Genomic DNA, 25,202 nt, shown 5'->3' with positions numbered 1-25,202 from the left:
CAGCCGCATCCCGGCCTTCCCCCGCAAGCAGGGGAGGGCGCGGCGCGCACGGCTCGGTTTTCGGTGGAAATCAACAGGCTGATCCCATTCGGGAACCCCGCAAGGCGCTACACCAGTTCCTGTCGGAATTCAGCTATTTGCCGGAGTAAGCCGGGCCGCGCAATACCGCCCCCGGCAGCGCGTCCGTCATCTTGCCGCCATCGATCACCGGTACCCCGTTGACCAGCACATATTGCATCCCGACCGACAGCTGGTTCGGGTCGGTGAAGGTGGCGACATCGCGGATCGTCTCCGGGTCGAACACGACGATGTCTGCCCACATGCCCTGCTTGAGCACGCCACGATCCGTCAGATGCTCACGCTGGGCCGCCAATGCGCTGAACTTGTGGATGGCGTCCGGAAGCGTGAGCAGCTTCTGCTCACGCACGTACTTGGCGAGAATGCGCGGAAAGGTGCCGTAGGCGCGCGGGTGCGGACGATCCTTGCCGAGCAGGCCATCCGGCGACGTTCCCTCATAGTCCGTGTCGATCGAAACCCACGACTGCTTCAGCGCCAGCTCGACATCAGACTCCTGCATGCCGAACACCACCGAACTGGTGGCGGCGTTGTCCTTGATCAGGAAGTCGCAGATCGTGTCGATCGGATCCTCGTGCCACTCCGCCGCAATCTCACTGACCCGCTTGCCGACGTACTTCTGCAACGCCTTGTTGTCGACACTGCCGATCATGATGCCGTGCGCCCGCTCGATGGCCGCGAGCCACTCGTTGTCCCAGGCATCGCTGGGAGTGAGCATGTCCTTGCGGATGCGCGCACGCGTGGCTGGATTCTTCAGGCGTTCGATCAGTTTCAGGTTGCCGCCGTCATGGGCCCAAGGCGGGATGAAGGCCGACAGATCATTCTGCCACGCGGTATAGGCGTAGGTGTCCGCCGCCACGTCGACGCCGCTGGCACGAGCCGCGTCGATGCGCGCGATCAACTGTGCCATCTTGCCCTTGAGATTGCCGGTGGCCTTGAGATGGAAAATCTCCACCGGAATATCCGCCTCGCGGCCGATCCGGAAGGTTTCGTCCAGCGCCGCCATCTCTGCGTCGCCCTCGTTGCGCATGTGGGTCGCGTAAATGCCGCCATGGCGTGCGGCAACCTTCGCCAGGGCGATCAATTCGTCGGTTCCGGCATAAGGCGCCGGCGTGTACTCCAGCGCAGTGGACAGCCCCAGCGCACCCTGCTTCATCGCGTCCGCGACCAGCATCTGCATCTGTTTCAACTCGTCCGGCGTGGGTGCGCGATTCTTGTAACCCATGACCATCTCGCGTACTGAAGTGGCGCCCACGTACGTGCCCACGTTGATGCCCATGCCTTGCTTTTGCAGGCGCGTGAAATATTGCTCGAACGTGCGCCAGTCCGGCGTTACCTGATAATGCGCGTAAGCCGCCTGGCGTTGCCTGATCATCTCGGCGTCGAGCGGCGCCACCGACTCACCTTCTCCGGTGATCTCGGTGGTGATGCCCTGGAAGATCTTCGACGGCACATGCGGATCGACCAGCAGGGTGATTTCTGATTGACCGAGCATGTCAATGAATCCCGGCGCCACAACCAGACCGTGGGCGTCGATCACCTGCCTGGCATGCGCGTCGGCGAGGTCGCCGATCGCGGCGATGCGACCGTCCTTCACGGCGACATCGGCCGCGTACCAGGGCGAACCCGTGCCGTCGATGATGTGACCGTTGCGGATGATCGTGTCGTACTCGACGCCGGCAGCCGAAGATGGCGTCGCTGTCAACAGCCCGATGGCCGCGACAATCCACATGCAGGCGGTGCGAATGAAGATGGGCATGAACCACTCCCGTCAAATGATCATCTGTCGGAGAGACGTTGCTCGCCATCAGGCGGGTAGCGAAAGGCCCTGGCTGACGCCAGGGCGCTCATCCGGTGCGGCAATCGACCGCTCGACTAGATATCCTGCGTGAAGGTGATGCCGAACGTGCGCGGCTGGCTGAAACCCGTGTACACCTGCCCATTCGGGTATTCCGGCACCACGCCGTGCGCACCACAAACCGTTACCGCACACTCGGAGAACTTGTACAGTGCGGCGCGCTTGTCGAACGCATTGTTGATGTAGACACTCACCGACCAGTTGCCCCCCTGGAGGCCGGCGGAGAGGTCGACCGAATTGTAGGCTGGCAGCCCGCCGTAAAGACTGCGATCGAGCAGGAGCAGGCTCGTCGTGCGGTTCCCCACATGCGTCAATGCGCCCTGGACGAAGCCACTCTTGTTGCCGACATCAAAGGTGTAACGCGCGATGAGGTTGCCCTTGAACCGTGGCGTAATGGGCAGGCGGGTGCCCGTGGGTGCCAGCGGTCCGTCCACCGTGTCGCCGGTTTGTGTATTGATCGAGCCGGCCGGACAGTCGGTGACGGGGCGGTTGTCGTTGCCGGTGAAGCCGCAGTAGTTGGCGGTCAACTTGGCGTCATACAACGCGATGCCGGCGCTCAGCTGCAGGTTGTAGGTCGCCTGCCAGTTCAGCTGCGCCTCCAGTCCGTTGATGCGGGCCGAATTGGCATTGAGGATTTCGGAAATGCCGTTCGGACCCGTGATGTCGAACTGGAAATTGTTCCAGGTCTCGCGAAACACGGCCCCGTTGAAGGTCAGCCGATGGTCGAACCATGAGGTTTTCCAGCCGAGTTCGACGTTGGTCAGGAAATCCGCCTGATAGGGCGGCAGCGACGCGTTGCGATTGATGCCACCCGGGCGATAGCCCTCAGACCGGGTGAAATAGACCATGGCTTGGGGCGTGACATGCCAGGTCAGGTTGACCTTGTTGAGCGACCCGCTTTGCTTCACCCGCTTGTTGAAGTCCAGACAGGGCGCGCCCTCGAATGGCTCGGGCGAGATGCAGCCGGCCTCGCCGTAACTGGAACCGGGGAAATAGCCCTCGCTGAAACCGAAAAAGCCGTAAAAGCTGCCGCTGTCGCGGTAATAGCGCTCACCGATCGTGCCGGTGAGGACGTCGGGGATGAAGTCCCAGGACAGTTCGCCGTACACCGACCGGTCACGGTCGTAGCGGATCTGCCGGCTCAGATAGAGCGTGTCCGGCCAGCCGGTAACCGTCAGCGAATCGGCCAGGCCGCTGATCTTGTACTGGTACTGGATGTCGTGTTTCAGCTTCTGCCAGAACGCGCCGGCGACCAGGCGCAGGCGATCGTCGCTGGGTGAGACAAGGCGCAGTTCGTGGCTGTTGTGGGTGTAGTGGTCGCGGAAGAACGGGTGCTGCGACGGATCGATCAGGCTTCCGCCGTTATCATAAAAATAGACACCGGAGCCGTTCAGCGTGTCGTACCAGAATGAGTAGTCCGTGTAGTCGGACTGCTGCTCCTGGTTGCGCTTGAGATGCGCATAGGCATAGGTCAGATCGAAATTGCCGACCTTGCCTTGCACGGTCAACGCGCCCTGCCACCAGCGATCGTTGTTGCGCTCGGGAAAGAAGTGCGTGACGGCGAGATCACCCACACTCGGATCGCTGGAAGACGAGCCATGGGAGATCGTCTGTTGCCCCATCAGGGTCGGGCTGATCGACCAGTTATCGTTCAGGTCCACTTTCAGCGCAGCGCGTGCGCCCTGGGTGTCGGCGTCGTTGTAGTGCTTGCGGGCGTGCCCGTGGCATTGCAGCAGCGCGCCGGGGGTGCAGTCGTCGGCGTTGCTGATGGTAATGCCGGAGGACGGGTAGGTACGCGTGCCGGGCTTGTTGTCGATGTAGCCCGCGTCGTGTTCGCGCCAACCCACGAGGCGAATCGCGGCACTCTTGCTGAGCGGGATATTGACCATGCCCTCGGCGGTGGAGCCGATGCCACCGTGTGCAACCTTGTTGACGCCAAGCGCGTAGTTTGCCGCGAAAGCGCCGGGGTCGGGCTTGTTGGTGATGATGCGCAACGCGCCGGCTTCGGCGCTGGCGCCATACAACGTGCCCTGGGGTCCTGCCAGCACCTCGATGCGGGCGATGTCGTACATGTGGATATCGACCGGCCCCTGGATCGTGGTGACCGGCTGGTTGTCGAGGTACACGCCGACGCTCGGCCGCGACCCGGTATAGTCCCCGCCGCTGCCGCTGCTGACACCGCGCATGTAGATGATGGCAAAGCCTTGCGCGCCATTGCCGCCACCGTTGTCCTGGAAGGACACGCTGGGCAGATACTTCACATAGTCCTTGAAGTTCTGCACGTGCAGGGCCTCAAGTTGATCCTGTGCCAGCACGTTGATGCTGATCGGCACCTTCTGCAGATCCTCGGTGCGCCTCTGCGCGGTCACCGTGACCGTACCCAGGGTCTTGACCTTTTGCGCTGTCGCAGAGGTCGTCGCGGCCGATGCGGGCTGTTCGGCAACATCCTGAGCGAACGCTGGTGCGGCCACGGCAAAACTGATCGCCGCCGCGAGCGGCAATCGCGCCAAAATCACCCGTTGCGCCTTGCCACCACACTTGAAATGACCTTTGGGCATGACCTGCTACCTCCCCACAGACCGTAACGGAGCAACCAAACCTGCCGAGCCTCTTCACGTGGAGCACGTAGCGGAAACCAGCCGATTTCAACGCTGCGTTTACACGCTGTCAGTGTCGCCATCTCAACGATGTCCGGGGATACGCTGGCCGTTCATCATGATATGGACGTCCATCCGACCCACCCCGAATCCATGCCACCTTCGCCGCCGTGCAACACCTCAACCCGATGAAATGACCCGTGAGCCCGGCAGGCGCGTCGCCATGGGAACAGGCCAGCACGGTGGTCATGGCCACAGTCTTGCGTTTCATGGGTGATCCCCCGGGGTGTGTGGACTGGCTTGCGGAAGCTCGCGCGCTTCCGCGAGCAGCGTGTCGACGACCGCGTCGGCACCGGTCGCGATTGGGTCGAAGACGACGAGGCCGGTTTCCCCGTGCGCGCGGGCGAACGCGTCCGCGCGTTGGCTTTCGCCCATGTCGCGCGTGTTGAGCGCGACGGCGATGCAGCGTGCGGCGCGGTTGGTCAGGCGCGCGGCCTGTTCGTTGGCGGCGATGCAGGCGGCGAGCGTCGGCAGCGGATAGTCCGGATAACCGTCGATGTGGGTGCGCCGCGGGTCGTGGCAGAGCACGAGTGCGTCCGGCTGCGAGCCGTGCAGCAGGGCGAGGCTGACGCCGGCATAGGCCGGGTGGAACAGCGAGCCCTGGCCTTCGATCACGTCCCAGTGCCCGGGCTCGTTGTCGGGCGACAGCGCTTCGGCCGCGCCGGCGGCGAAATCGGCGACGACCGCGTCGATCGCGATGCCGGCGCCGGCGATGAGGATGCCGGTCTGCCCGGTCGCGCGAAAATCGGCGGCCATGCCGCGGCGCGCGAAGGCGCGGTGAATGGCCAGCGCGGCGTACTTCTTGCCGACCGCGCAATCGACGCCGACCATCAGCATCCGGCGGCCGCTGCGCTTGCGGCCGGAGCCGACGTCGAAATGCGCGTTGGCGTGGCGCACGTCGAACAGGCGCACGCCGGCCTGGCGCGCGGCCGCGGCGATCCGCGGATTCTCGCCGAGGCGTGCATGCATGCCGCTGGCAATGTCGAGGCCGGCGTGGATCGCGGCCAGCAGAGTGTCGATCCACGCCTCGTCGAGCGCACCGCCGAAGGTGGCCACGCCGATCACCAGCGTGCGCACGCCGGCGGCGGCGGCGGCGGCCGGCGTCATGTCAGGCAGGCCGAGGTCGACCGTGCCGGCATCGAGCCGGCATTGCCCGGCGCACAGTTGCGGGCGCCAGTCGAGAATGCCGCTGGCCGTCTTGGCGTCGAGGCGGTGCGGGGTGTTGCCGAGGAAGAGCAGGTAGGGGGCGGCGATCTGCATGTCAACCTGCCTCCTGGCGGCGCAGCATCTGGCCCGGATGGGCGCCGGTCGCCTTGCCGTCGGCGAGGACCAGGGTGCCGTTGACCCATACCCGCGCGATGCCGACCGACAGCTCGTGCGGCTTCTCGTAGGTGGCGCGGTCGGCCACCGTACGCGGATCGAACAGGACGAGGTCGGCCGTCGCGCCGACACGGATCTGGCCGCGGTCGAGCAAGCCCACGTGCTGCGCGGCCAGTCCGGTCATCTTGTGCACGGCCTGCTCGAGCGTCAGCATCTTCTTCTCGCGCACGTAGATGCGCAGCACGCGCGGGAACGTGCCGTAGCCGCGCGGGTGCAGGCCGTCGAGGCTGCCGTCGGAACTGATGTTCGCCTGCGGCCAGGCGATGAACTTCGCGATGTCGCGCTCGTCCATGCTGCGGCTGATGACCTGCGCGGTGCTGTGGGCCGCTTCCGATTCGCGGATCAGGGCCATCACCGTATCCGCGTCGTCGGTGCCGCGCAGGTGCGCGATATCGGCCACGCTCTTGCCGACCAGGTCCGGTTCGGGCTTGAACTGCGACAGGCGCAGGCCGTCGGCCGGGGAGAGGTGCTTGAGCACGAATTCGGCGGTCGCGCGGTTCCCGAAGTCGCGCTCGGGCCACAGCACGATCAACTCGCTGTGCCAACTGTCGTAGGGATAGACGTCGAGCGTCGCGTCGACGCCTTCGGCGCGCGCCTTGTCGAGTATGCCCAGGAAGCGGTCGGCCTGGCCCCACCAGTCGGTCATCGCCAGCTTGGCGTGGCTGACCTGCACCGGGATCTTCGCCTCGCGGCCGATCGTCAGCAGTTCGTCGAGCGCGTCCCAGATCTTGCGGTCCTCGCTGCGCATGTGGCTGATGTAGCGGCCACCGTAGGGCGCGACGGCGTCGGCGAGCGCGAGTACCTCGGCGCGCGTGGAGTAGAGGCCCGAGTCGTATTCAAGGCCGGTCGACAGGCCGAGCGCGCCGGCCTTCATGTCGGCGGCGAGCAGGTGGCGCATCGCCTGCACCTGCGCTGGCGTCGCCGCGTGGCTGGCGTCGGCGCCCATCACCTCCGCGCGCAGCGAGTTGTGGCCCGCGTACGAGGCGATGTTGATCGCCGCCGGCCTGGCGCCGTAGCGGCGGAACAGGTCGGCAATCGGCTCCTGCGAGAAGCCGTCCTGGCCGATGACGATCGTGGTGACCCCCTGGCTGGTCACCGGCAGCGCGTCGAGCTGGCTGTCGAGGCCGCGGTCGTGGTGGCTGTGCGTGTCGATGAACCCCGGCGCGAGCACCAGCCCGCGGGCGTCGACCACCTGTTCGCCGCGCTGCGGTTCGAGTTCGCCGATGGCGGCGATGCGGCCGTCGGCGACGCGCACGTCGACGTGCTGCGCCGGGGCGCCGGTGCCGTCGACGACGACGGCATGGCGCACGATGAAATCGGCCGCCGCTGCATGGCCGGCTGGCAACACGACCAGCGGTGCGATCAGCAGCAGCGGGATCAGTGTTCGGCTCATCATGGAATCGGTTCTCCTGGAAAACATGCGGCTCAGCCCCACAGCGCCGCGCTGGGCGGCGAGACGAGGCCACGCTGGTAGTGCAGGCCCGGGTCGCGGTCGCGGCCGATGAGGAGCGGGCCATCGAGGTCGACAAAGCGTGCAGCGCCGGCGACGAGCGTCGCCGGCGCCATGCCGAGCGACGTCCCCTCCATGCAGCCCACCATCAACCCGAAGCCGAGCTGGCGCGCGCGGGCAGTCATGCGCAGCGCCTCGGTCAGGCCACCGGTCTTGTCCAGCTTCACGTTGACCAGGTCGTAGCGGCCGCGCAGCGCGTCGAGGTCTGCGCCGACGTGTGCCGATTCGTCGGCGCAGACCGGCACGCGGCGTTCGATCCGCGCCAGCGCGTCGTCCTTGCCCACGGGCAGCGGCTGCTCGACCATCGCGACATGCGCGGCCTGCAGCGCAGGCATGACGCCGTCGAGCAGCACCGGGTCCCAGGATTCATTCGCGTCGATGACCAGGGTCGCCGCCGGAGCGGCGTCGCGCACGGCCGCGACGCGGGCGACGATGTCGTGCGCATCGAGCTTCAGCTTGATCAGGGCGCCATCGCCGTCGGTGACGACGATCGCGCGCGCCTTGTCCGCCTGCTGCGCCGCGTCGCCCACGCTGATGGTCTGCGCGGTGCGCACCTGGCCCGGGGCGGGGACTCCGGCCAGTTCCCAGACACGCCGCTTCGCCAGTTTCGCGCGCAGATCCCAGCACGCACAGTCGACCGCGTTGCGCGCGGCGCCGGCCGGTATGTGATCGTGGATGCGGTCCCAGGACTCGCCGCGGGCGAGGCGGGCGAGCAGTTCGCGCACGGTCTCCATCACGCCGCCCACGCTCTCGCCGTAGAACGCCGTGGGCGTGCATTCGCCGCGGCCGACGGCACCATCGCACGACAGCGTTGCCACGATGACATCGGCATGCAGGTAGGTCTCGTGCGCGATGACGAATGGCGCGGCGAGCTCCCAGCGTTCGTGGCGAACCTCGGTCTGCATGCAAGCCGGCCTCTGGACGTGTATGCACAATTTATATCATAGTAACTCCTATGAAAGAAAACTTGCAACCAGTGAATGATGACGAACCCGGGCTGGCGCGCACGCTCGGCCCGCTCCAGTTGACGATGATCGGTGTCGGCTGCGTCATCGGCGCCGGCATCTTTGTCATGACCGGCACCGCGGCGGCGACCCATGCCGGGCCGGCGGTGGTGCTGTCGTTCGTGGTGGCGGCGATCGCCTGCGGATTCACCGCGTTCTGCTATGCCGAGCTTGCCGGCACGATGCCGTTGTCCGGTTCGAGCTATTCATATGCTCTGCTCACGTTTGGCCGCTTCACCGCGTGGTGCGCCGGCTGGCTGCTGCTGCTCGAGTACGGCATTGCCGCGGCGACTGTCGCGGTCGGCTTCGCCGGCTACGCGGTGGCGTTGCTCGACCAGTTCGGTCTGCACCTGCCGGCGTCGATCACCACGCCGATGCTCGACTTTCGCACCGATGGCGGCGCCAACCGCCTGCAGTTCGGCGGCGGCATCAACCTCGTCGCCGCCGGCGCGATCCTGGTGGTGACGGCTGTCCTGTTGCGCGGGGTGACGCAGTCGTTCGCGTTCAACACGGCCATCGTGCTGCTCAAGATTGCTGCGCTGGTCGCCTTCGTGCTGGTCGGCATCGCCTTCATCGACCCGGCCAACCTCACGCCGTTCGTGCCGCCGGCGCGGGGCGATTTCGAGTTCGGCTGGCCCGGCGTGCTGCGCGGCGCCTCGGCGATCTTCTTCGCCTACGTTGGCTTCGAGACCGTGTCCACGAGCGCAGCCGAGGCGCGCAACCCCCAGCGCGACCTGCCGATCGGCATCTTCATGACGCTGGCGGTCTGCACGGTGCTGTACATGGCCGTCGCCGCGGTGATGACCGGCATCGTGCCCTACACCCGGCTCGGCGTCGCCGACCCGATCGCCGTCGCCGTCGACGCGATGCAGTTGCCGATGTTCGGCATCGCAGTCAAGTCCGCCGCGGTGATCGGCCTGCTTTCGGTGCTGCTGACGTCGATCTACGGACAGACCCGCATCTTCTACGCGATGGCGCGCGATCGCATGCTGCCGCCGGTGTTCGCGCGGATCGACGGCAGAACGCGCACGCCGCAGGTCGGTACCATCTATACCGGCGTGGCCATGGCGTTGCTCGCGGCGTGCCTGCCGATCAGCCTGCTCGGCGACCTGATCAGCCTCGGCACGGCGGTCGCGTTCGCGATCGTTTGTGCGGCGGTCATGCGCCTGCGCGTGGTCGAGCCCGATCGCCCGCGTTCGTTCCGGGTGCCGCTGGGCGGCATCCGTGTAGGTGGCTGGTGGATCGGCATCATTCCGGCGCTCGGCATCGCTTTTGCCATGCTGATGGGCCTGCCGCTGCTGATCGACATGGTGCTGCGCGCAACGCGCGGCGACGTACTGCCGCTGGCGATCGTCGGCGGCTATTTCGCGGCCGGCCTGGTCATCTACGTGGTTTACGTGCGGTCGCGCTGAACGGGAGCGGCGATCATGGTTCCGCAGAAGCGTCGGGCCTCGGCCCGACGGTGCGCTGCGTGCTCAAGGCTCGATGTCGCCGCCCCTCTTGCGCTGCCCGCGTGCGGGTTTCCCGACGTGGCCGACGAATTCCTGGTAGAGGTCGGAGACGTGGGCGAGGCGTTGCTCCACGCGGTCGCCGAGCGCGAGAACCACGCCGTTGACCAGCAGCGCCAGCGCCGCGTGGATCGGAACGGTGGTGCCCCAGAAGATCCCGCTTTCCGTCGGCAATGCCAGGATGTGCGGCGTGTATTCGCCGGCCCAGTGGCAATATTTGTCGGTGATCATCACCAGCAGCAGCCCGCGTTGCCGGCAATGACGGGCGAGCAGTTGTGCCTGGCGCGAGTAGCGGCGCGTCTCCACGATCACGACGCAATCCTTGTCGGTACCGTCGAGCAGCACCTCCGAGAAGCTTCCGGTAGCCAGATCGGCCACCCGCACCCGCGGGCGCACGTATTGCAGGAAACTGGCGAAGTGGGCCGCAAGCCCGCGCTCGGTCTGGAATCCCACGATGTGCAGTGTCGAGCAGTGCGCCAGAAGCGCGACGATATCCTGCCATTCGCGCGTTTCCGCACGGCGGTAGACCTCGATGATGCCGGCGATGGTCAGGTCCAGGTCGCGTTGCAGCGCCGGTTCGCCGCCGCCGGTCTGCAGCATCGAGCGCAGGCCTTCGCCGATCGGCCATGGCGCGACGGCCACGTCGAACTTGAAAGCCGCCTTCAGCTCGCGGAAGTTCCGGTAGCCGAGGCGACGGCAGAACCGGCCCACCGTCGCGGCGCTGATGGCGAGCTTGGCGGCGAGCGAGTTGGCGGTCTCGAACGGCACCGCCTGCCGGTTGGTGAGCAGGAAGTTCGCGATCACCCGTTCGGACGCGGTCATCCGGTCCATTTCACTGCGAAGCTGGCTGAACAATCGCCGGTCGGCGCTGCTTGGCTTTGGCGACATCGACGCCGTCTCCCGTGGATTCGACCGTGTTGGATCGGTACGAAAGTATGATCCAGAGCAGCGCAGGCCGCACGGTGCACGCTGCCCGGTGGTGAGCCGGCGATAGCAGAACGGGCGCCTTGCGCGCCCGTTCTGCTGCAACCGACCGATGATCCGCTAGCGGCTCAGTAGCGGTAATGATCCGGCTTGTACGGGCCTTCCACCGGTACGCCGAGGTAGGCGGCCTGGGTCGGGGTGAGTGTGGTCAGCTTCACGCCGATCTTCTCCAGGTGCAGGCGGGCGACTTCCTCATCGAGCTTCTTCGGCAGGATGTAGACCTTCGCCTCGTAGCTGTCCTTGTTCGCCCACAGGTCGATCTGTGCCAGCGTCTGGTTGGAGAACGAGTTGGACATCACGAAGCTCGGGTGGCCGGTGGCGCAGCCCAGGTTGACCAGGCGGCCTTCGGCCAGCAGGAAGATCGAACGGCCGTCCTTGAAGGTGTACTTGTCCACCTGCGGCTTGATGTTGAGCTTGCTCACGCCGGCCATCGCATTCAGCGCATCGACCTGGATTTCGTTGTCGAAGTGGCCGATGTTGCAGACGATCGCCTGGTCCTTCATTGCCTTCAGGTGATCCAGCGTCAGCACGTCCTTGTTGCCGGTGGTGGTGACATAGATGTCGCCGCGGCCCAGCGTGCTCTCGACGGTGTTGACCTCGAAGCCTTCCATCGCCGCCTGCAGCGCGTTGATCGGGTCGATCTCGGTGACCACCACGCGTGCACCGTAGGCGCGCAGGCTGTGTGCGCAGCCCTTGCCCACGTCGCCATAGCCACACACCACGGCCACCTTGCCGGCCAGCATCACGTCCATCGCGCGCTTCAGGCCGTCGGCCAGCGACTCGCGGCAGCCGTACAGATTGTCGAACTTGCTCTTGGTCACCGAGTCGTTGACGTTGATCGCCGGCACCAGCAGCGACTTGGCCTCGGCCAGCTGGTACAGGCGATGCACGCCGGTGGTGGTTTCCTCGGAGACGCCCTTCCAGTCCCTGACCACGGTGTGCCAGTAGCCCGGGCGCTCGGCGTGCACGCGCTTGAGCAGGTTCTTGATCACCTGCTCCTCGTGCGAGGAGGCCTTCTCGTTGACCCAGTTCGAGCCGTTCTCCAGCTCGTAGCCCTTGTGGATCAGCAGCGTCACGTCGCCGCCGTCGTCGACCACCAGCTGCGGGCCGAGGAAGCCGCCCTTGCCGTCGGGGAAGGACAGCGCGTCCAGCGTGCAGTCCCAGTACTCCTCCAGCGTCTCGCCTTTCCAGGCGAACACCGGCGTGCCGGTGGCGGCGATCGCGGCGGCGGCGTGGTCCTGGGTCGAGAAGATATTGCACGAGGCCCAGCGCACGTCGGCGCCGATGTCCTTCAGCGTCTCGATCAGCACTGCGGTCTGGATCGTCATGTGCAGCGAGCCGGTCACGCGCACGCCTTTCAGCGGCTGCTGCGGCGCGTACTTGCGGCGGATCGACATCAGGCCCGGCATCTCGTGCTCGGCGATGTCCAGCTCCTTGCGGCCGAAGTCGGCCAGCGCGATATCGCGGACCTTGTAGTCGTGGCGGTTTTCTTTCAGTGCGGCGTTCATGGATATCTCCAGTTGGTGCGAGGCTCTTTCGAGGAGTCCGGCCATGGATGGCCGGTCTGCCGCGAAGGGACTCGCGTACTGAGCGCCGTTGTGGAACGTGCCGCGCCGAGCCTGGCCGGTTCCCGTGAAGTTCATTCACGGCAACGGTCGCAGCGCCCCTCGGCGGGCAGTGCAGAGGGGGGCATTGTAACGGCAGACATGAGCTTATGCCGCATGGTTGGGTGTCGCCCGCGTCGGGATTGGTTACGCTGGGGATCAGGCCTGCCGTGGAGTAGTTGCGTGGAACCCAGTCGCGAACCCGAGTTCCTGCCGCCCGACGGCCCGTTGCGCGAGGATGTCAGCCGCCTGGGCGCGATGGTCGGGCGAATGCTGGCCGAGCAGGGCGGCGACGCATTCTTCGTGCGGGTCGAACAGGTGCGCACGGCGGCGATCCGCCGTCGCCGCGAAGGTGCCTCGGTGGAGGAACTGGCCGCCTCGCTGGCCGGTCTCGACGCCGACGACGCCGAAGCGCTGGCGCGCGCGTTCGCCACCTATTTCCAGGCGGTGAACACCGCCGAACGGGTGCACCGCATCCGTCGTCGTCGCGACTACCAGCGCGAGGGCAGCGCGCCGCAGCCGGAATCGCTGCTCGACGTGCTGGGCCGGCTGAAGGCTGCGGGCGTGGGCGCCGACGAGCTGGTCGGCTGGCTTGATCGGCTGTGGATCGAGCCGGTGTTCACCGCGCACCCGACGGAGGCGGTGCGCCGCTCGCTGCTGGAGAAGGAGCAGGCGATCGTCGCCTCGCTGATCGACGGCTTCGACCGTGAGCGCACGCCGCAGGAGCGCCGGGAGGACGACGACCGCATCTACATGGCGCTGTCCGCCGGCTGGCAGACCGCCGAGGCCTCGCCGGTGCGGCCCAGCGTGCAGGACGAGCGCGAGCACGTGGACTTCTACCTGGCCCATCCGCTGTACCGCATCGTGCCGGCGCTGTACGAATCGCTGGCGCAGGCGCTGCAGACGACCTACGGCGTGGCGATCAAGCTGCCGCGGCTGCTGCGCTTCGCCAGCTGGGTCGGTGGCGACATGGACGGCAACCCCAACGTGGGCGCCGACACCATCGCCGACTGCCTCGACTCGCAGCGCGCATTGGTGCTGGAGCGCTACCGCGAGGACGTCGCCACGCTGGCGCGCCTGCTCAGCCAGACCGAGGGTCGCGTGGCAGCGTCCGCGGCGCTGCGCGCGCGGCTGGCGGACTATCGCGCCCGCTTCCCGGCCGCCGCGGCGCAGATCCGCCCGCGCCACGCCGACATGCCGTACCGCTGCCTGCTGCAGCTGGTCGGCGCGCGGCTGGCGCTGACCGGCGACGAATCTTCGGACGGCTATTCGTCCAGTGGCGAACTGCTGGACGACCTGCAGCTGATCGCCGACAGCCTGTTCCAGCACCGCGGCGTGCACGCCGGCGCCTACGCGGTGGAACGCCTGCTGTGCCGCGTGCGCAGCTTCGGCTTCCACCTGGCGCGGCTCGACGTGCGGCAGGATTCGCGCGTGCACGACGACGCGCTGGCCGCGCTGCTGGCCGACGATGGCTGGGCCGCGCGCCCGGCTGACGAGCGCGCGCGGCAATTGCGCGATTACGCCAGCGGCGGCGCACGCTTCGCGATCAGCCATGCCGAGGTGGTCGTCGCGCTGTACGACGTGTTCGCCACCCTCGGCAACACCCGCCGGCGTTACGGCGGCGAGGCGGTGGGGCTGTATATCATCAGCATGGCGCGCAGCGCCGCCGACGTGCTGGCGGTGCTGGCGCTGGCGCGCTACGGCGGGTTGGTGCAGGACGACAACGTGCCGCTCAACATCGCGCCGCTGTTCGAGACCGTCGACGACCTGAAGAATGCGCCGGCCACCTTGCGCGCCCTGCTCGACGACCCGGTCTACCGCCGCCACCTCGCGGCGCGCGGCGACCAGCAGTGGGTGATGCTGGGCTATTCCGACAGCGGCAAGGACGGCGGCACGCTGGCCTCGCGCTGGGGCCTGCAGCGCGCCCAGGTGGAATTGCTCGAGGTGGCGCATGCGGCCAGCATCCAGCTGGCGTTCTTCCACGGCCGCGGCGGCTCGGCCAGCCGCGGCGGCGCGCGCATCACGCCGGCACTGATGTCCTCGCCGCGCGGCGCGGTGGCCGGCGTGCTGCGGGTGACCGAGCAGGGCGAGGTGATCCATCGCAAGTACGGCATCCGTGCGCTGGCGCTGCGCAACCTGGAGCAGACCGTGGGTGCGGTGCTGCGCGCCAGCCTGCGTCCGCGAGTAGACGAGCCACGCGAAGCGCGCTGGCGCGAGCAGATGGACGCCTTGGCGGCCGCCAGCCGGAAGACCTACCGCGCGTTCGTCGAGCACGATGGCTTCGTCGACTACTTTCGCACTGCCACGCCGGTCGACGTGATCGAGCGGATGACCCTGGGCTCGCGCCCGGCCAGCCGCCGCAGCATGCGCGGCGTGCAGGACCTGCGCGCGATCCCGTGGGTGTTCGCGTGGACCCAGTGCCGCTCGATTCTGCCCGGCTGGTACGGCCTGGGCAGCGCGCTGGAGCAGGGCGTGCAGCAGTTCGGCGAAGCGGCGCTGGCGGAGATGGCGCGCGACTGGCCGTTCTTCTGCAACCTGCTCGACGACGTGGAAATGGTGCTGGCCAAGTGCGACCTGCCCATCGCCGAGGCGTTCTCGAAACTGTCCGGCCCGTTGCACGAGGAGTTCTTCGGACTGATCCGCGCCGAGTTCGCGCGCACCCGCCACTGGCTGCTGCGGCTCAAGGGCAGCGAGGTGCTGCTGCGTGATGAGCCGCGCCTGGCCGCCTCGATCCGCCTGCGCAACCCCTACGTCGATCCGATGAGCCTGCTGCAGGTGGACCTGCTGCAGCGTTGGCGCGCCAGCGAGCGCCAGGACGACGCCGTGCTGCAGGCCCTGGTCGCCTGCGTCAACGGCGTGGCGCAAGGGCTGCAGAACACCGGCTGATTGCCGCGGGCCATTTCTCCGGCAAGGGAGCGTGTACGCCAGCGGACGGCGGTGTCCGGGTATGCATCGCGGTCGGCCGACCGAAGTCGGTGCAAACGTTATGAAACAGGCGTTTGCATGCCTGGCATGGGCTTTGCTCAAGCAGACTCATGGATATTGCCAACCCCCTCGCCGCCCAACGTAAACGCCGACGCCGACGCATCGCCGTCGTTGCCGCGGCCCTGCTACTCGCCGCTCTGGCCATCGGCGCCATGAACCTCGGCCCGGCGCTGCCCGCGGTCGAGCGCTCGAGCCTGTGGATCGACACCGTGCAACGCGGCGACATGCTGCGCGAGGTGCGCGCGCCGGGCACCCTGGTACCGCGTGACATCCACTGGCTGGCGGCGGAAACCAGCGCGCAGGTGGCGAAGATCGAAGTGTGGCCCGGCACCCATGTCGAGGCGGATACCATCCTGCTGCGACTGGCCAGCCCGCAGGTGGAAAACGACTTGCGCAACGCGCAGGCCCAGGTTGTGGCGGCCGAGGCGCGGGTGGCGGCCAAGCACGCGGAACTGCAATCGCAGTTGCTGGACGAGCGCTCCTCGCTGGCGCAGGCGCAGGCCGAATACGCCTCGGCGCAGGTGAAGAGCGAGGCCGATGCGAAGGCGATGGCGAAGAACCTGATTCCGCGCGTGCAATACGAACAGGAGCAGATCGCGCTGAAGCAGTTGCAGCACCGCATCGAGGTCGAGCAGCAGCGGGTGCAGACCTTCGATGCCGGCATCAAGGCGCAGATGGCCGCCGTGCAGGCCGAGCTGCAACTGCAGCGCAGCAACCTGACCTTGCGCCAGCGCCAGTCTGACGCGCTCGACGTGCGCGCCGGCATCGCCGGCACGCTGCAGCAGATGGCCGTGCAGGAAGGCCAGCAGGTCGCCGCCGGCACCAATCTGGCACGGGTCGCGCGCGGCGACGTGCTGATCGCACGGCTGCGCGTGCCTGAGGTGCAGGCCAAGGACGTGGCGCAAGGCATGCCGGTTCAAGTGAATACCTATAACGGCATGATCGACGGCACCGTCACGCGAATCGATCCGGCCGTGGTCGACGGCAGCGTGCAAGTGGACGTGACCCCGACCGGGTCGCTGCCGGCCGGTGCCCGCCCCGACCTGTCGGTGGACGGCCGCATCCGCATCGCAAAACTCGACCAGGTGCTGTCGCTGGGCCGTCCCGCCCAGGTCGAGGCGAACAGCGAGGTGAGCCTGTTCCGTCTGGATGCTTCCGGTGCCACGGCCACCCGCATCAAGGTGCGCGTGGGCGCCATCTCGGTAGACCGCGTGCAACTGCTGCAGGGATTGCACCCGGGCGACCGCGTCATCCTTTCCGAGACCAGCCAATGGGATAAATATGACCGCCTGCGCCTGCGTTGATAAAAGCCCCTCTCCCACCGGGAGAGGGGTTGGGGTGAGGGTACGGTCGGAGCGGACTGCCACCGGCTTCACCGAGCCCTCATCCGGCCCTTCGGGCCACCCTCTCCCGAAGGGAGAAGGGAACAACCTGTTTCCCGCAAGGACAAACCCATGACCAACCCGACATCTGTCATCGCCCTCGGCGGTATCCGCAAGGTGTTCCAGACCGACGAGGTGGAGACCCATGCGCTGAGCGACGTGCATCTGGACATCCGCCGCGGCGAGTACGTCTCCATCTCCGGCCCGTCCGGTTGCGGCAAGACCACCTTGCTGTCGATCCTCGGCCTGCTCGACACCGCCAGCGCCGGCAGCTACGTGTTGAACGGCCACGACGTGGCCGCGCTCAACACCGCCGCGCGTGCCCGCATCCGCAATGCCGAGATCGGTTTCATCTTCCAGGCCTTCAACCTGATCGGCGACTTGAACGTGCAGGAGAACGTCGAACTGCCGCTGACCTATCGCAACGGCATCGGCGCCGGCGAACGGCGCGAGCGCGTGCAGGAAGCGCTGGAGCGCGTCGGCATGGCCCATCGCATGCGGCATTACCCGGCGCAGTTGTCCGGCGGCCAGCAGCAGCGCGTGGCGGTGGCGCGCGCCCTGGTCGGTAAGCCGGCGATCCTGCTCGCCGACGAACCTACCGGCAACCTCGACTCGCGCAATGGCGAAGCGGTGATGGCCCTGCTCGACGAACTGCACAAAGGCGGCGCCACTATCTGCATGGTCACCCACGACGCGCGCTACGCCGAACTGGCCCAGCGCAAGATCCGCCTGTTCGACGGCCGCGTGGTCGACGAGGAAACCTACGAGCGCCTGAGCCACGAAGATGAGCAGCGGCTCGACGGGCTGCTGGCGGCGCGGCTGGAGATGGGCGAGTGAGCGTGTGGCTGGCAGAGATCTGGCGCGCCTGGCGCGCAAGTCTGCGCCACCCGGGCTTCTTGCTGCTGGCCTCCGGCGTGCTGGTGCTTGGCGTCGGTTGCACCGCGGCGGTGTCCACGCTGATCGACCAGGTGCTGCTGAGGTCGCTGCTGGTGCCGCAGGCCTCGCGGTTGCTAGTGGCCGGTCCCTGGGATCGCGACCACGTCAGCGCGGTGTCGCCACAGCAGTACCAGCACATGCAGTCGCTGCGTGGCGTGCAATCCATCGGCTTGATACAGGACGGCCCGAAGTTGAACGTCGCCGGCGATGGTCAGCCGGAACTGGTGCCGGCGCTCTACGCTGACCGCGGCCTGTTGCCGACGGTCGGTTTGCCGATGCGGCTGGGTCGCGGCTTCAGCGTCGAGGAGGATCGGCCGTACGGGCCGCACGTGGTGATCCTTGGCCACGGTTTCTGGCAGCGTCGGTATGGCGGCGACGCCAGCGTGATCGGCCGCAGCGTCGAGGTGGAAGGCACGCCCCGCACCATCATCGGCGTGCTGCCGCAGGGCTTCGCCGCGCTGGGTTTCGATGGCGACATCATGTTGCCGACGGCGCTGCCGGTGAACAGTGTCAATGACGGCACTAACTACATGGCGCTGCTACGTCCGAACGAAGGCGTTGCCGCCGCCACGGTGGCCGCCGAGGTCAACACGCGCCTGCACGCGATGTACATCGCGATGGGCAACGACTACTGGAAGCGTGCCCACTTTGGCGTGCAGCAGTTCAGTGCGTGGCAGCGTGGCGATGCCAGGCACGTGCTGATGCTGTTTCTCACCAGCGCGCTGTTCGTGCTGCTGATCGCGTTGGTCAACCTGACCAACCTGATGCTGCTGCGCGCGCTGTCGCGCAGCCACGATGCCGCGGTGCGTGGTGCGCTGGGCGCACCGATGTTGCGGCTGGCGCTGCCGGCGTTGGCCGAAGGGTTGCTGGTTGGTATCTTCGGCGCCCTGGCTGGCATGCTGCTGGCAAGGGTTAGCCTGGGCGCGCTGCAAAGCCACATGCCGGCGGAGTGGCTGCCGGATAGTCAACTGCATTTCGGTGTCGCGACATGGTTGCTAGCGTTGCTGATCGGCCTGGGTGGTGCCCTGCTGGCTGCGGCGCTCGGCCTGTGGCGCGGCCGCCGGGCGACGGCGATCGACGAATTGCGCGAAGGCGGGCGCAGCGGACTCGGCCGGCACAGCGGACGGCTGGGCCGCGTGCTGGTGGTGGCGCAGGTGGCGCTGGCAACGGTGCTGCTCAGCTCCGCCGGCCTGTTCCTGCACACGCTGTACGACGCCGCGCGCACGCCGCTGGGTTTCACCAGCGGTGGCATCCTCACCTTCGAGTTGGCGCCGGTGCTTGCCGACTATCCCGATGCCGCGGCGGTGGACGGCCTGTCCACGCGAGTGCTGGAACGCCTGCGCGCCATTCCCGGCGTGACCGCCGTCACCTCCACCACCAATCTGCCGGCGGATCTGCGCAGCGGACAGTTCAACCTCGGTGGCCTGCACGTGCCCGGTAGCGGGGAAGAGTTCGGCACGCAGTATCACGGCGTCGGTCCCGATTTCTTCGCGTTGTTCGGCATTGCCATGCGCGAAGGACGCGCGTTCGACCGCAACGACATCCGCAGCGGCGAGACGGTGGCGATCGTCAACCGGGCGATGGCGAAGCAGCACTACGGCGGCCATGCTCTCGGCCAGACGATCCAGCGCGGCGACGGCACCGGCATGTGGTCGGCGCGCATCGTCGGTGTGGTCGGCGACACCAACCAGTACGGCCCGCTGGAAGAGCCGCCGGAAGTGTTGTACGTGCCACTGGCGCAGATGACCGACAACGCCATGGGAGTCTTCCGCAGCTTCGAACCGATGCGCTTCGCGCTGCGCGGACATGGCGACCCGAACGCCTGGCGCGACGCCCTGCGCGAAGCGGTGGCGGAGGTCGCGCCGAACCAGCCGATCGCCAACCTGCGCACCATGCAGGACATCGTGCGCAGCACCACTGCCGACATGCGCCTCAATCTGTTGCTGGTCGGCATTTTCGCCGCGCTGGCGCTGTTGCTTGCGGCCGCTGGCATGTACGCGGTGATGGCGGTGGCGGTAGCCGCGCGCGAACGCGAGTTCGGTGTGCGCAGCGCGCTCGGCGCCGCGCCGTCGCGATTGACGCGGCTGGTGCTGCGCAGTGGCCTGTGGCAAATCACGCTAGGTCTTGCGCTTGGCGTCGGCCTGGCGCTGGCACTGTCCGGTGTGTTGCGTGCGGTGTTGGAAGACATCGGCCGCAGTGCGGTCGACTCCGTGGCGCTTGTCGGCGTCTGCGTACTGCTGGCCATCGCCGGCCTGCTGGCCTGCCTGCTGCCGGCGCTGCGTGCCGGACGGGTCCATCCGATGCGCGCGTTGCGCGGGGAGTAGGTCGATGATCCTGCGTGAATGCCGCATGGTGTCGCGAGTGGAGGCGGGTGCATGAACGTGTGGCTGGCAGAAATCTGGCGCACCTGGCGGGCCAGCCTGCGCCGCCCCGGCTTCCTGGTGCTGGCGACCGGCGTGCTGGCGCTGGGCGTGGGCGCCAGCGTGGCGGTGTTCGCGCTGATCGACAGTACTTTGCTGCGGCCGTTGCCGGCGCCGGAGCCGTCGCGGCTGGTGGTAGTTGGGCGTATGCGTGGCAGCGACGTCGGCACGATTTCCCCGCATCAGTATCAGCAACTGGCCGCACTCAAGGGCGTGAAATCCATGGCGCTGAAGCAGGCCGGCTCGGTGGCAAACATTGTCAGCGACGGTGTGCCGGAGCAGGTGCCGAGGCTCTATGCGGACCGGCACCTGTTGCCCACGCTGGGATTGCAGCCGATCATCGGACGCAACTTCAACGAACAGGAAGATCGCCCGGGCGGGCCGCAGGCGGTCATGCTCAGCCATGGCTTCTGGCAACGCCGTTATGGCGGCGACGCGGGCGTCATCGGCCGCAGCATGCGGGTGGAAGGCACGGTGCGCAGCATTGTCGGCGTTTTGCCGGCCAGCTTTGACGAGCTGGCCGGGGCCGGCGACATTATGGTGCCGATGGCGTTGCCAGCGGCAAGCAACGACGATGGCGCCAATTACATGGTCGTTGCGCGGCTTGCTGACGGAGCCGGCATGGGCGCCGTGTCGGCGGAAGTCGATGGGCGCCTGCATGCGCTGGATCTGGCCACGGCGGGGAGCGGTGACACCATGGCGCGAACCCGTTATGGCGTTGAAAGCCTCCACGCGTGGCAACACCACGGTTCGCGGCCGATCCTGGTTCTGTTCCTGATCAGTGCGTTGCTCGTGTTGCTGATTGCGTTGGTCAACTTGACCAATCTGATGCTGCTGCGCACGTTGTCGCGCAGCCACGATGCCGCCGTTCGCAGTGCGCTGGGCGCGCCCTTGCTGCGGCTGATGTTGCCGGCGCTGGGTGAGGGGCTGCTGGTCGGGTTGGGCGGCGCCTTGCTGGGCATGGCGCTGGCGGCGGCGGGGTTGGGCCTGTTGCAGGCATTCATTCCGGCTAAGTGGCTGGTGGGTGGGCGCGTCCACGTGGGTGCATTCGCGTGGGGGCTGGCCTTGGCCATCGGCGTGTTGGCGGCACTGCTGGCTGCGGCGCTCGGTCTGTGGCGCAGTCGCACGGCGACCTCGGTGGATGAGCTACGCGAAGGTGGTCGCAGCGGCATCGGTCGTCATGCCGGTCGCCTCGGTCGCACCCTGGTGGTGGCGCAGGTAGCTTTGGCGGCCGTGCTGCTATGTGCGGCGGGCCTGTTCATGCATGCGCTTCATGACGCGTCGCGACTTCATCTGGGGTTTGTCGACGACAATGTTCTTGCCTTCGAACTGGCACCGGTCGAGGCGAGCTACCCGGACGTGACCGCGGTAAAGCACCTGACGCAGCGATTGGTGCAGCGACTGCGCGCCATACCTGGTGTTACCGATGCTGCTGTCACCACCAACCTGCCCACTAGCACGGACAGCATTGGCAGCTTTGGGCAGTTCAGCTCGGCCATGCATGTGCCGGGCGGCACGACGTTCAATGCGCAGTATCACGGCGTCGGTCCCGACTTCATGAAACTGCTGTCCATGACTATGCGTGAAGGCCGTCACTTCACCCGCCATGATGTGCGAGGTGGCGAGCCGGTGGCCATCGTCAGCCAGGATCTGGCAGATGCGAACTACGGCGGACGGGCACTGGGCAAGATCATCGAAGTGGAAAGCCGCGACAACGTCGTGTGGCCGGTGCGCATCGTCGGTGTGGTGGATGACACCTGGCAGAACGGTCCGTTGCAGCCGAAGCAACCCGTGCTGTACGTGCCGCTGGAGCAGATGCCCGAGCCCTTGCTGGCGGTTTTTCGCCGCTTTGAGCCCTTGCGTTTTGTCCTGCGCGGCCATGGCAGTTCGGACGACTGGCGCGCGGGGGTACGTGCGGCGGTAGCGGAGATGGCGCCTGATCAGCCCATTGCGAATCTGCGGACGATGAGCAGCATCGTGCATACGACCACGGCGGATGCACGCCTCAATCTGTTGTTGATCGGTGTATTCGCCTCGCTGGCATTGCTCCTTGCAGCAGCCGGCATATATGCGGTGATGGCCGTGGCGGTCGCTGCGCGCGAACGCGAATTCGGCGTGCGCATGGCATTGGGTGCTTCGCCGGCGCGGCTGGTGCGATGGGTGTTGCGCGGTGGTTTTTTTCAGATTGGGGTGGGGCTGATGCTTGGTGTTGGCGTCGTTGTAGCCGCATCGGGCGCGTTGAAACACTTGCTCATGTCTTTGCTTGGTCACACCGCCGTCCTGGATTCGGTCGCCCTGCTGGGCGCGTGCGTGATATTGGGCACGGTCGGGTTGCTGGCTTGTCTGGTGCCGGCGTGGCGTGCGAGCCGTGTGTCGCCGATGCGCGCGCTGCGAGGGGAGTAGATGATGTTGCTACGTGAATTGCGCCATGCGTGGCGGCGCCTGGCCCGGCCGCCGGGGTACGCGGCGCTGTCGGTGGGTGTGCTGGGGCTTGGGCTGGGGGTGGTGCTGTTCGTGTTCAGCCTGATCAATACGCTGATCCTGCAGCCGCTGCCGTATCCGCAGGCGGAGCGGTTGATGGCGATCGGCGCGCAGTCGAGCAACGGCTACGGCATCGGCGATCTCGACAGCGACCAGTATCTGCTGTTGCGGGGGCGCTTGCGCAACGTGGAGAAACTCGGCGCCTACGTCGACGGCGGGTTCAATGTCGACAGCGGCAACGGGGCGAGTTATCGGCGGGGCTCGTTGTTCACGGCGTCGATGATGGATCTGCTTGGAGTCAAACCGATCCTGGGGCGTGGCTTCAGTGCCGGTGACGACGCGCCCGGCGCGGCGCCGGTGCTGTTGCTGGGCGAGACGCTGTGGCGGAACGATTTTCAGGCCGATCCGCGGGTGATCGGTCGAGCCGTGCGGGTGGACGGTGCGTGGGCCACAGTGATCGGCGTGCTGCCAGCGGATTTCAGCTTTCCGCAGGTCAGTCAGCTGTGGATGCCGCTGCGTCTGGCCGAGGGCCAGCACCGCGGCCTGTCGGGGGTGGCGCGGTTGCGGCCCTTGACGGACGTGGCGCAGGCGCGGGCGGAACTGGCAGCGCGGGCAGACGACCTGCAACGCGTGCTTCCCGTCGGACAACCGGCCCGCCCGCTGACGATCAAGCCGCTGGCGCTGAGCTTCATCCCCGAGGACACGCGCAGTTGGGTCTGGATGATGTTCGCGGCCACGGCGCTGGTGATGCTGCTGGCCTGCGTCAATGTGGCGAACCTGCAACTGGTGCAGACCTTGAACCGCCGCCGTGAACTGGCACTACGCAGCGCGCTGGGTTGCAGCCGTGTTCGCCTGATGACCGGTGCCTTGATGGAGAGTCTGTTGTTGAGCGCGGGTGCGCTCGCTGCCGCCTGGCCGATCATGCAGTGGGGCAATCGCTGGCTGGTGGCAACCTTCATCGCCAACGGCGATCCGCCGAATGCGTTCTATCGGTTCGGTGCGCATGGCTGGGTACCGCTGTTCGCGGTCGGCATCGCCGTGCTCAGCACCGGCCTGGCCGGCTTGATTCCAGCGTGGCGCGCCGCGCGTGCCGACCTGCAGGACAGCTTGCGCGACGGCGGCAAGGGTTCCGGCGGCGGCTTCGTGAAGGTGACGAAGATCCTGGTGATCGCCGAGGTCGCCCTGACCGTGTTGTTGCTGGTCGGGGCCGGCACCTTCGTCCGAGCGCTGGGCGGCCTGCTGGATCAACGCTCCGCAGGCGCCGCCCACGCCGCGCATGTCCTCACCGCGTATGTGTCGCTGCCGCCCTTGTTGTACCCGCAGGATGAACAGCGCATCCGTTTCTTCGAGACCGCCGTCGAGCGCCTGCGCCACGAGCCGGGCGTGGTGGCGGCGACGGCGTCCAACACCATTCCCAGTGCGCGGCTCGGCAGTCACGAAGACGTGGCCTTGCCGGGCCAGCCGCGCCCGGCCGGGGGCTGGCCACGGGCGCAGGTGGGCATCGTCGATGCGAACTTTCTCGACACCTATGGCGTGCGTCTCACCGCGGGTCGTTTCTTCGACGCACGCGAGCGCGCCGACAGCGTCTCCGTGGCGGTCATCGACGCCAAGATGGCTACGGCGATGTGGCCGCACGACGATCCGCTCAACCGCACCCTGACCCTGTATCCCGGCAAATCGTGGGCGCGCACGGTGACGGTGATCGGGGTGATCGAGCCGTTGCAGCTCGATGGCCCGCTGGAGAGGGTGCTGCCGAGGCTGTTGATGCCCTTGCGGCAAGCGGCCGGGAATTCGCCTCTGCGAGGATTGCGACTGGCCGTACGCACGCATGCGGCAGCCGAAACCTATGCCCAACGACTGGCACAGGTGATACGCGGCGTTGACCCCGCGGCAGCCGTGACAGCGGTGTATAGCCAGACGAAGGCGATGGCGATGGAGCGCGTCAAGCTGATGGTGCTGACGCAGATATTCAGCGCGCTCGGCCTGATCGCGCTGCTGCTGGCGGCGGCCGGCCTGTATGGCGTGCTGGCCTTCTCCGTGGCGCAGCGCACACGCGAGATCGGCATCCGTCGCGCGATCGGCGCGGGCAACGGCGCGATCGTGCGCGAGGTGGGGCGGCAACTGTCGTGGCAGCTCGGCATCGGCCTGCTCGTCGGCACTGTCCTGGCATGGCCGTGGTCGCAACTGCTGGCCGATCCCGGTTTGCATACGCAGGCGCATGATCCGGCGGTGTTCGTGCCGGTACTGTTGCTGGTGCTTGGCATCGCGCTGCTGGCTGCGCTGGTGCCGCTGTACCGGGCGTTGCGCGTCGACCCGGCGATTGCCTTGAGATACGAGTAGGAGCCCGCTCGCGGGCGATGCTCTTGCTTTAATGGCTGGGTTTAGGGATTCAGATCAAACGCATCGCCCGCCAGCGGG

At 67.1% G+C, this 25,202-nt stretch carries 14 protein-coding genes and 1 riboswitch; of the genes, 7 read left to right on the top strand and 7 right to left on the bottom strand.

Features of this window, described 5'->3' with window-relative positions; genetic code table 11:
- Positions 1 to 133 precede the first annotated feature (133 nt).
- From RHOOR87_RS0106345 to dgcA, 5 genes are all read right to left on the bottom strand, one after another.
- Complete coding sequence (locus RHOOR87_RS0106345) at positions 134 to 1,834, bottom strand: D-aminoacylase (protein WP_027484552.1); 1,701 nt, start codon at positions 1,832 to 1,834, stop codon at positions 134 to 136.
- A 116-nt stretch (positions 1,835 to 1,950) separates the two neighbouring features.
- Positions 1,951 to 4,491 carry a TonB-dependent receptor gene (locus tag RHOOR87_RS0106340; protein ID WP_007509403.1) on the bottom strand — a complete coding sequence of 847 codons (2,541 nt, stop codon included), beginning with the start codon at positions 4,489 to 4,491 and terminating at the stop codon, positions 1,951 to 1,953.
- A 306-nt stretch (positions 4,492 to 4,797) separates the two neighbouring features.
- The gene (locus tag RHOOR87_RS0106335) at positions 4,798 to 5,850 is read right to left on the bottom strand and encodes a DUF1611 domain-containing protein (RefSeq protein ID WP_007509401.1); all 1,053 of its coding nucleotides are present in this window, start codon (positions 5,848 to 5,850) and stop codon (positions 4,798 to 4,800) included.
- Position 5,851: 1 nt separating this feature from the next.
- Entirely contained in the window at positions 5,852 to 7,366 is a 1,515-nt protein-coding gene (locus RHOOR87_RS0106330) for a D-aminoacylase (protein ID WP_007509399.1), read from the bottom strand.
- Positions 7,367 to 7,395: 29 nt separating this feature from the next.
- Positions 7,396 to 8,385, bottom strand: a complete 990-nt coding sequence (gene dgcA, locus RHOOR87_RS0106325; RefSeq protein ID WP_027484551.1) for an N-acetyl-D-Glu racemase DgcA — start codon at positions 8,383 to 8,385, stop codon at positions 7,396 to 7,398.
- A gap of 71 nt (positions 8,386 to 8,456) precedes the next feature.
- Between dgcA and RHOOR87_RS0106320 the strand changes: the two genes are divergently transcribed.
- Positions 8,457 to 9,896 carry an amino acid permease gene (locus tag RHOOR87_RS0106320; RefSeq protein ID WP_231381738.1) on the top strand — a complete coding sequence of 480 codons (1,440 nt, stop codon included), beginning with the start codon at positions 8,457 to 8,459 and terminating at the stop codon, positions 9,894 to 9,896.
- Between the two features lie 63 nt (positions 9,897 to 9,959).
- Here RHOOR87_RS0106320 and RHOOR87_RS0106315 read toward each other — a convergent pair whose 3' ends face one another.
- Together RHOOR87_RS0106315 and ahcY are read right to left on the bottom strand one after the other, a co-directional pair.
- Positions 9,960 to 11,021 carry a MurR/RpiR family transcriptional regulator gene (locus tag RHOOR87_RS0106315; protein ID WP_231381737.1) on the bottom strand — a complete coding sequence of 354 codons (1,062 nt, stop codon included), beginning with the start codon at positions 11,019 to 11,021 and terminating at the stop codon, positions 9,960 to 9,962.
- Between the two features lie 23 nt (positions 11,022 to 11,044).
- The gene (gene ahcY, locus RHOOR87_RS0106310; RefSeq protein WP_027484548.1) at positions 11,045 to 12,484 is read right to left on the bottom strand and encodes an adenosylhomocysteinase; all 1,440 of its coding nucleotides are present in this window, start codon (positions 12,482 to 12,484) and stop codon (positions 11,045 to 11,047) included.
- Positions 12,485 to 12,557: 73 nt separating this feature from the next.
- Positions 12,558 to 12,651, bottom strand: a riboswitch (S-adenosyl-L-homocysteine riboswitch).
- 112 nt (positions 12,652 to 12,763) lie between these two features.
- On the opposite strand from ahcY, the gene ppc reads away from it, so the two are divergent.
- The 6 genes from ppc to RHOOR87_RS0106280 all read left to right on the top strand — a co-directional run bounded on the left by ppc (position 12,764) and on the right by RHOOR87_RS0106280 (position 25,124).
- A complete protein-coding gene (gene ppc / locus RHOOR87_RS0106305; RefSeq protein WP_027484547.1) occupies positions 12,764 to 15,466 on the top strand; it encodes a phosphoenolpyruvate carboxylase in 2,703 nt (900 codons plus the stop codon).
- Between the two features lie 149 nt (positions 15,467 to 15,615).
- Positions 15,616 to 16,869 carry an HlyD family efflux transporter periplasmic adaptor subunit gene (locus RHOOR87_RS0106300; protein ID WP_027484546.1) on the top strand — a complete coding sequence of 418 codons (1,254 nt, stop codon included), beginning with the start codon at positions 15,616 to 15,618 and terminating at the stop codon, positions 16,867 to 16,869.
- 150 nt (positions 16,870 to 17,019) lie between these two features.
- Entirely contained in the window at positions 17,020 to 17,784 is a 765-nt protein-coding gene (locus RHOOR87_RS0106295; RefSeq protein ID WP_027484545.1) for an ABC transporter ATP-binding protein, read from the top strand.
- Positions 17,781 to 20,207 (top strand): ADOP family duplicated permease, encoded by a 2,427-nt coding sequence (locus RHOOR87_RS0106290; protein ID WP_027484544.1) that lies wholly within the window; start codon positions 17,781 to 17,783, stop codon positions 20,205 to 20,207. The genes RHOOR87_RS0106295 and RHOOR87_RS0106290 overlap by 4 nt, the downstream gene beginning before the upstream one ends.
- Before the next feature lie 51 nt (positions 20,208 to 20,258).
- Complete coding sequence (locus RHOOR87_RS0106285) at positions 20,259 to 22,706, top strand: ADOP family duplicated permease (RefSeq protein WP_027484543.1); 2,448 nt, start codon at positions 20,259 to 20,261, stop codon at positions 22,704 to 22,706.
- Positions 22,707 to 25,124 carry an ADOP family duplicated permease gene (locus tag RHOOR87_RS0106280; RefSeq protein ID WP_231378354.1) on the top strand — a complete coding sequence of 806 codons (2,418 nt, stop codon included), beginning with the start codon at positions 22,707 to 22,709 and terminating at the stop codon, positions 25,122 to 25,124.
- Positions 25,125 to 25,202 lie beyond the last annotated feature (78 nt).

The organism is Rhodanobacter sp. OR87 (assembly GCF_000473345.1).
GTDB classification, from domain to species: Bacteria; Pseudomonadota; Gammaproteobacteria; order Xanthomonadales; family Rhodanobacteraceae; genus Rhodanobacter; species Rhodanobacter denitrificans.
The sequence above is the reverse complement of the archived record's forward strand: the minus strand, read 5'-3'. Positions and strand labels throughout refer to the sequence as shown.

What these genes read in the sequence shown, in the direction of transcription:
- RHOOR87_RS0106345 (WP_027484552.1), bottom strand. Translation starts at nt 1,834, where the DNA reads ATGCCCATCTTCATTCGCACCGCCTGCATGTGGATTGTCGCGGCCATC.
- RHOOR87_RS0106340 (WP_007509403.1), bottom strand. Translation starts at nt 4,491, where the DNA reads ATGCCCAAAGGTCATTTCAAGTGTGGTGGCAAGGCGCAACGGGTGATT.
- RHOOR87_RS0106335 (WP_007509401.1), bottom strand. Translation starts at nt 5,850, where the DNA reads ATGCAGATCGCCGCCCCCTACCTGCTCTTCCTCGGCAACACCCCGCAC.
- RHOOR87_RS0106330 (WP_007509399.1), bottom strand. Translation starts at nt 7,366, where the DNA reads ATGATGAGCCGAACACTGATCCCGCTGCTGCTGATCGCACCGCTGGTC.
- dgcA (WP_027484551.1), bottom strand. Translation starts at nt 8,385, where the DNA reads ATGCAGACCGAGGTTCGCCACGAACGCTGGGAGCTCGCCGCGCCATTC.
- ahcY (WP_027484548.1), bottom strand. Translation starts at nt 12,484, where the DNA reads ATGAACGCCGCACTGAAAGAAAACCGCCACGACTACAAGGTCCGCGAT.
- RHOOR87_RS0106300 (WP_027484546.1), top strand. Translation starts at nt 15,616, where the DNA reads ATGGATATTGCCAACCCCCTCGCCGCCCAACGTAAACGCCGACGCCGA.
- RHOOR87_RS0106295 (WP_027484545.1), top strand. Translation starts at nt 17,020, where the DNA reads ATGACCAACCCGACATCTGTCATCGCCCTCGGCGGTATCCGCAAGGTG.
- RHOOR87_RS0106285 (WP_027484543.1), top strand. Translation starts at nt 20,259, where the DNA reads ATGAACGTGTGGCTGGCAGAAATCTGGCGCACCTGGCGGGCCAGCCTG.
- RHOOR87_RS0106280 (WP_231378354.1), top strand. Translation starts at nt 22,707, where the DNA reads ATGATGTTGCTACGTGAATTGCGCCATGCGTGGCGGCGCCTGGCCCGG.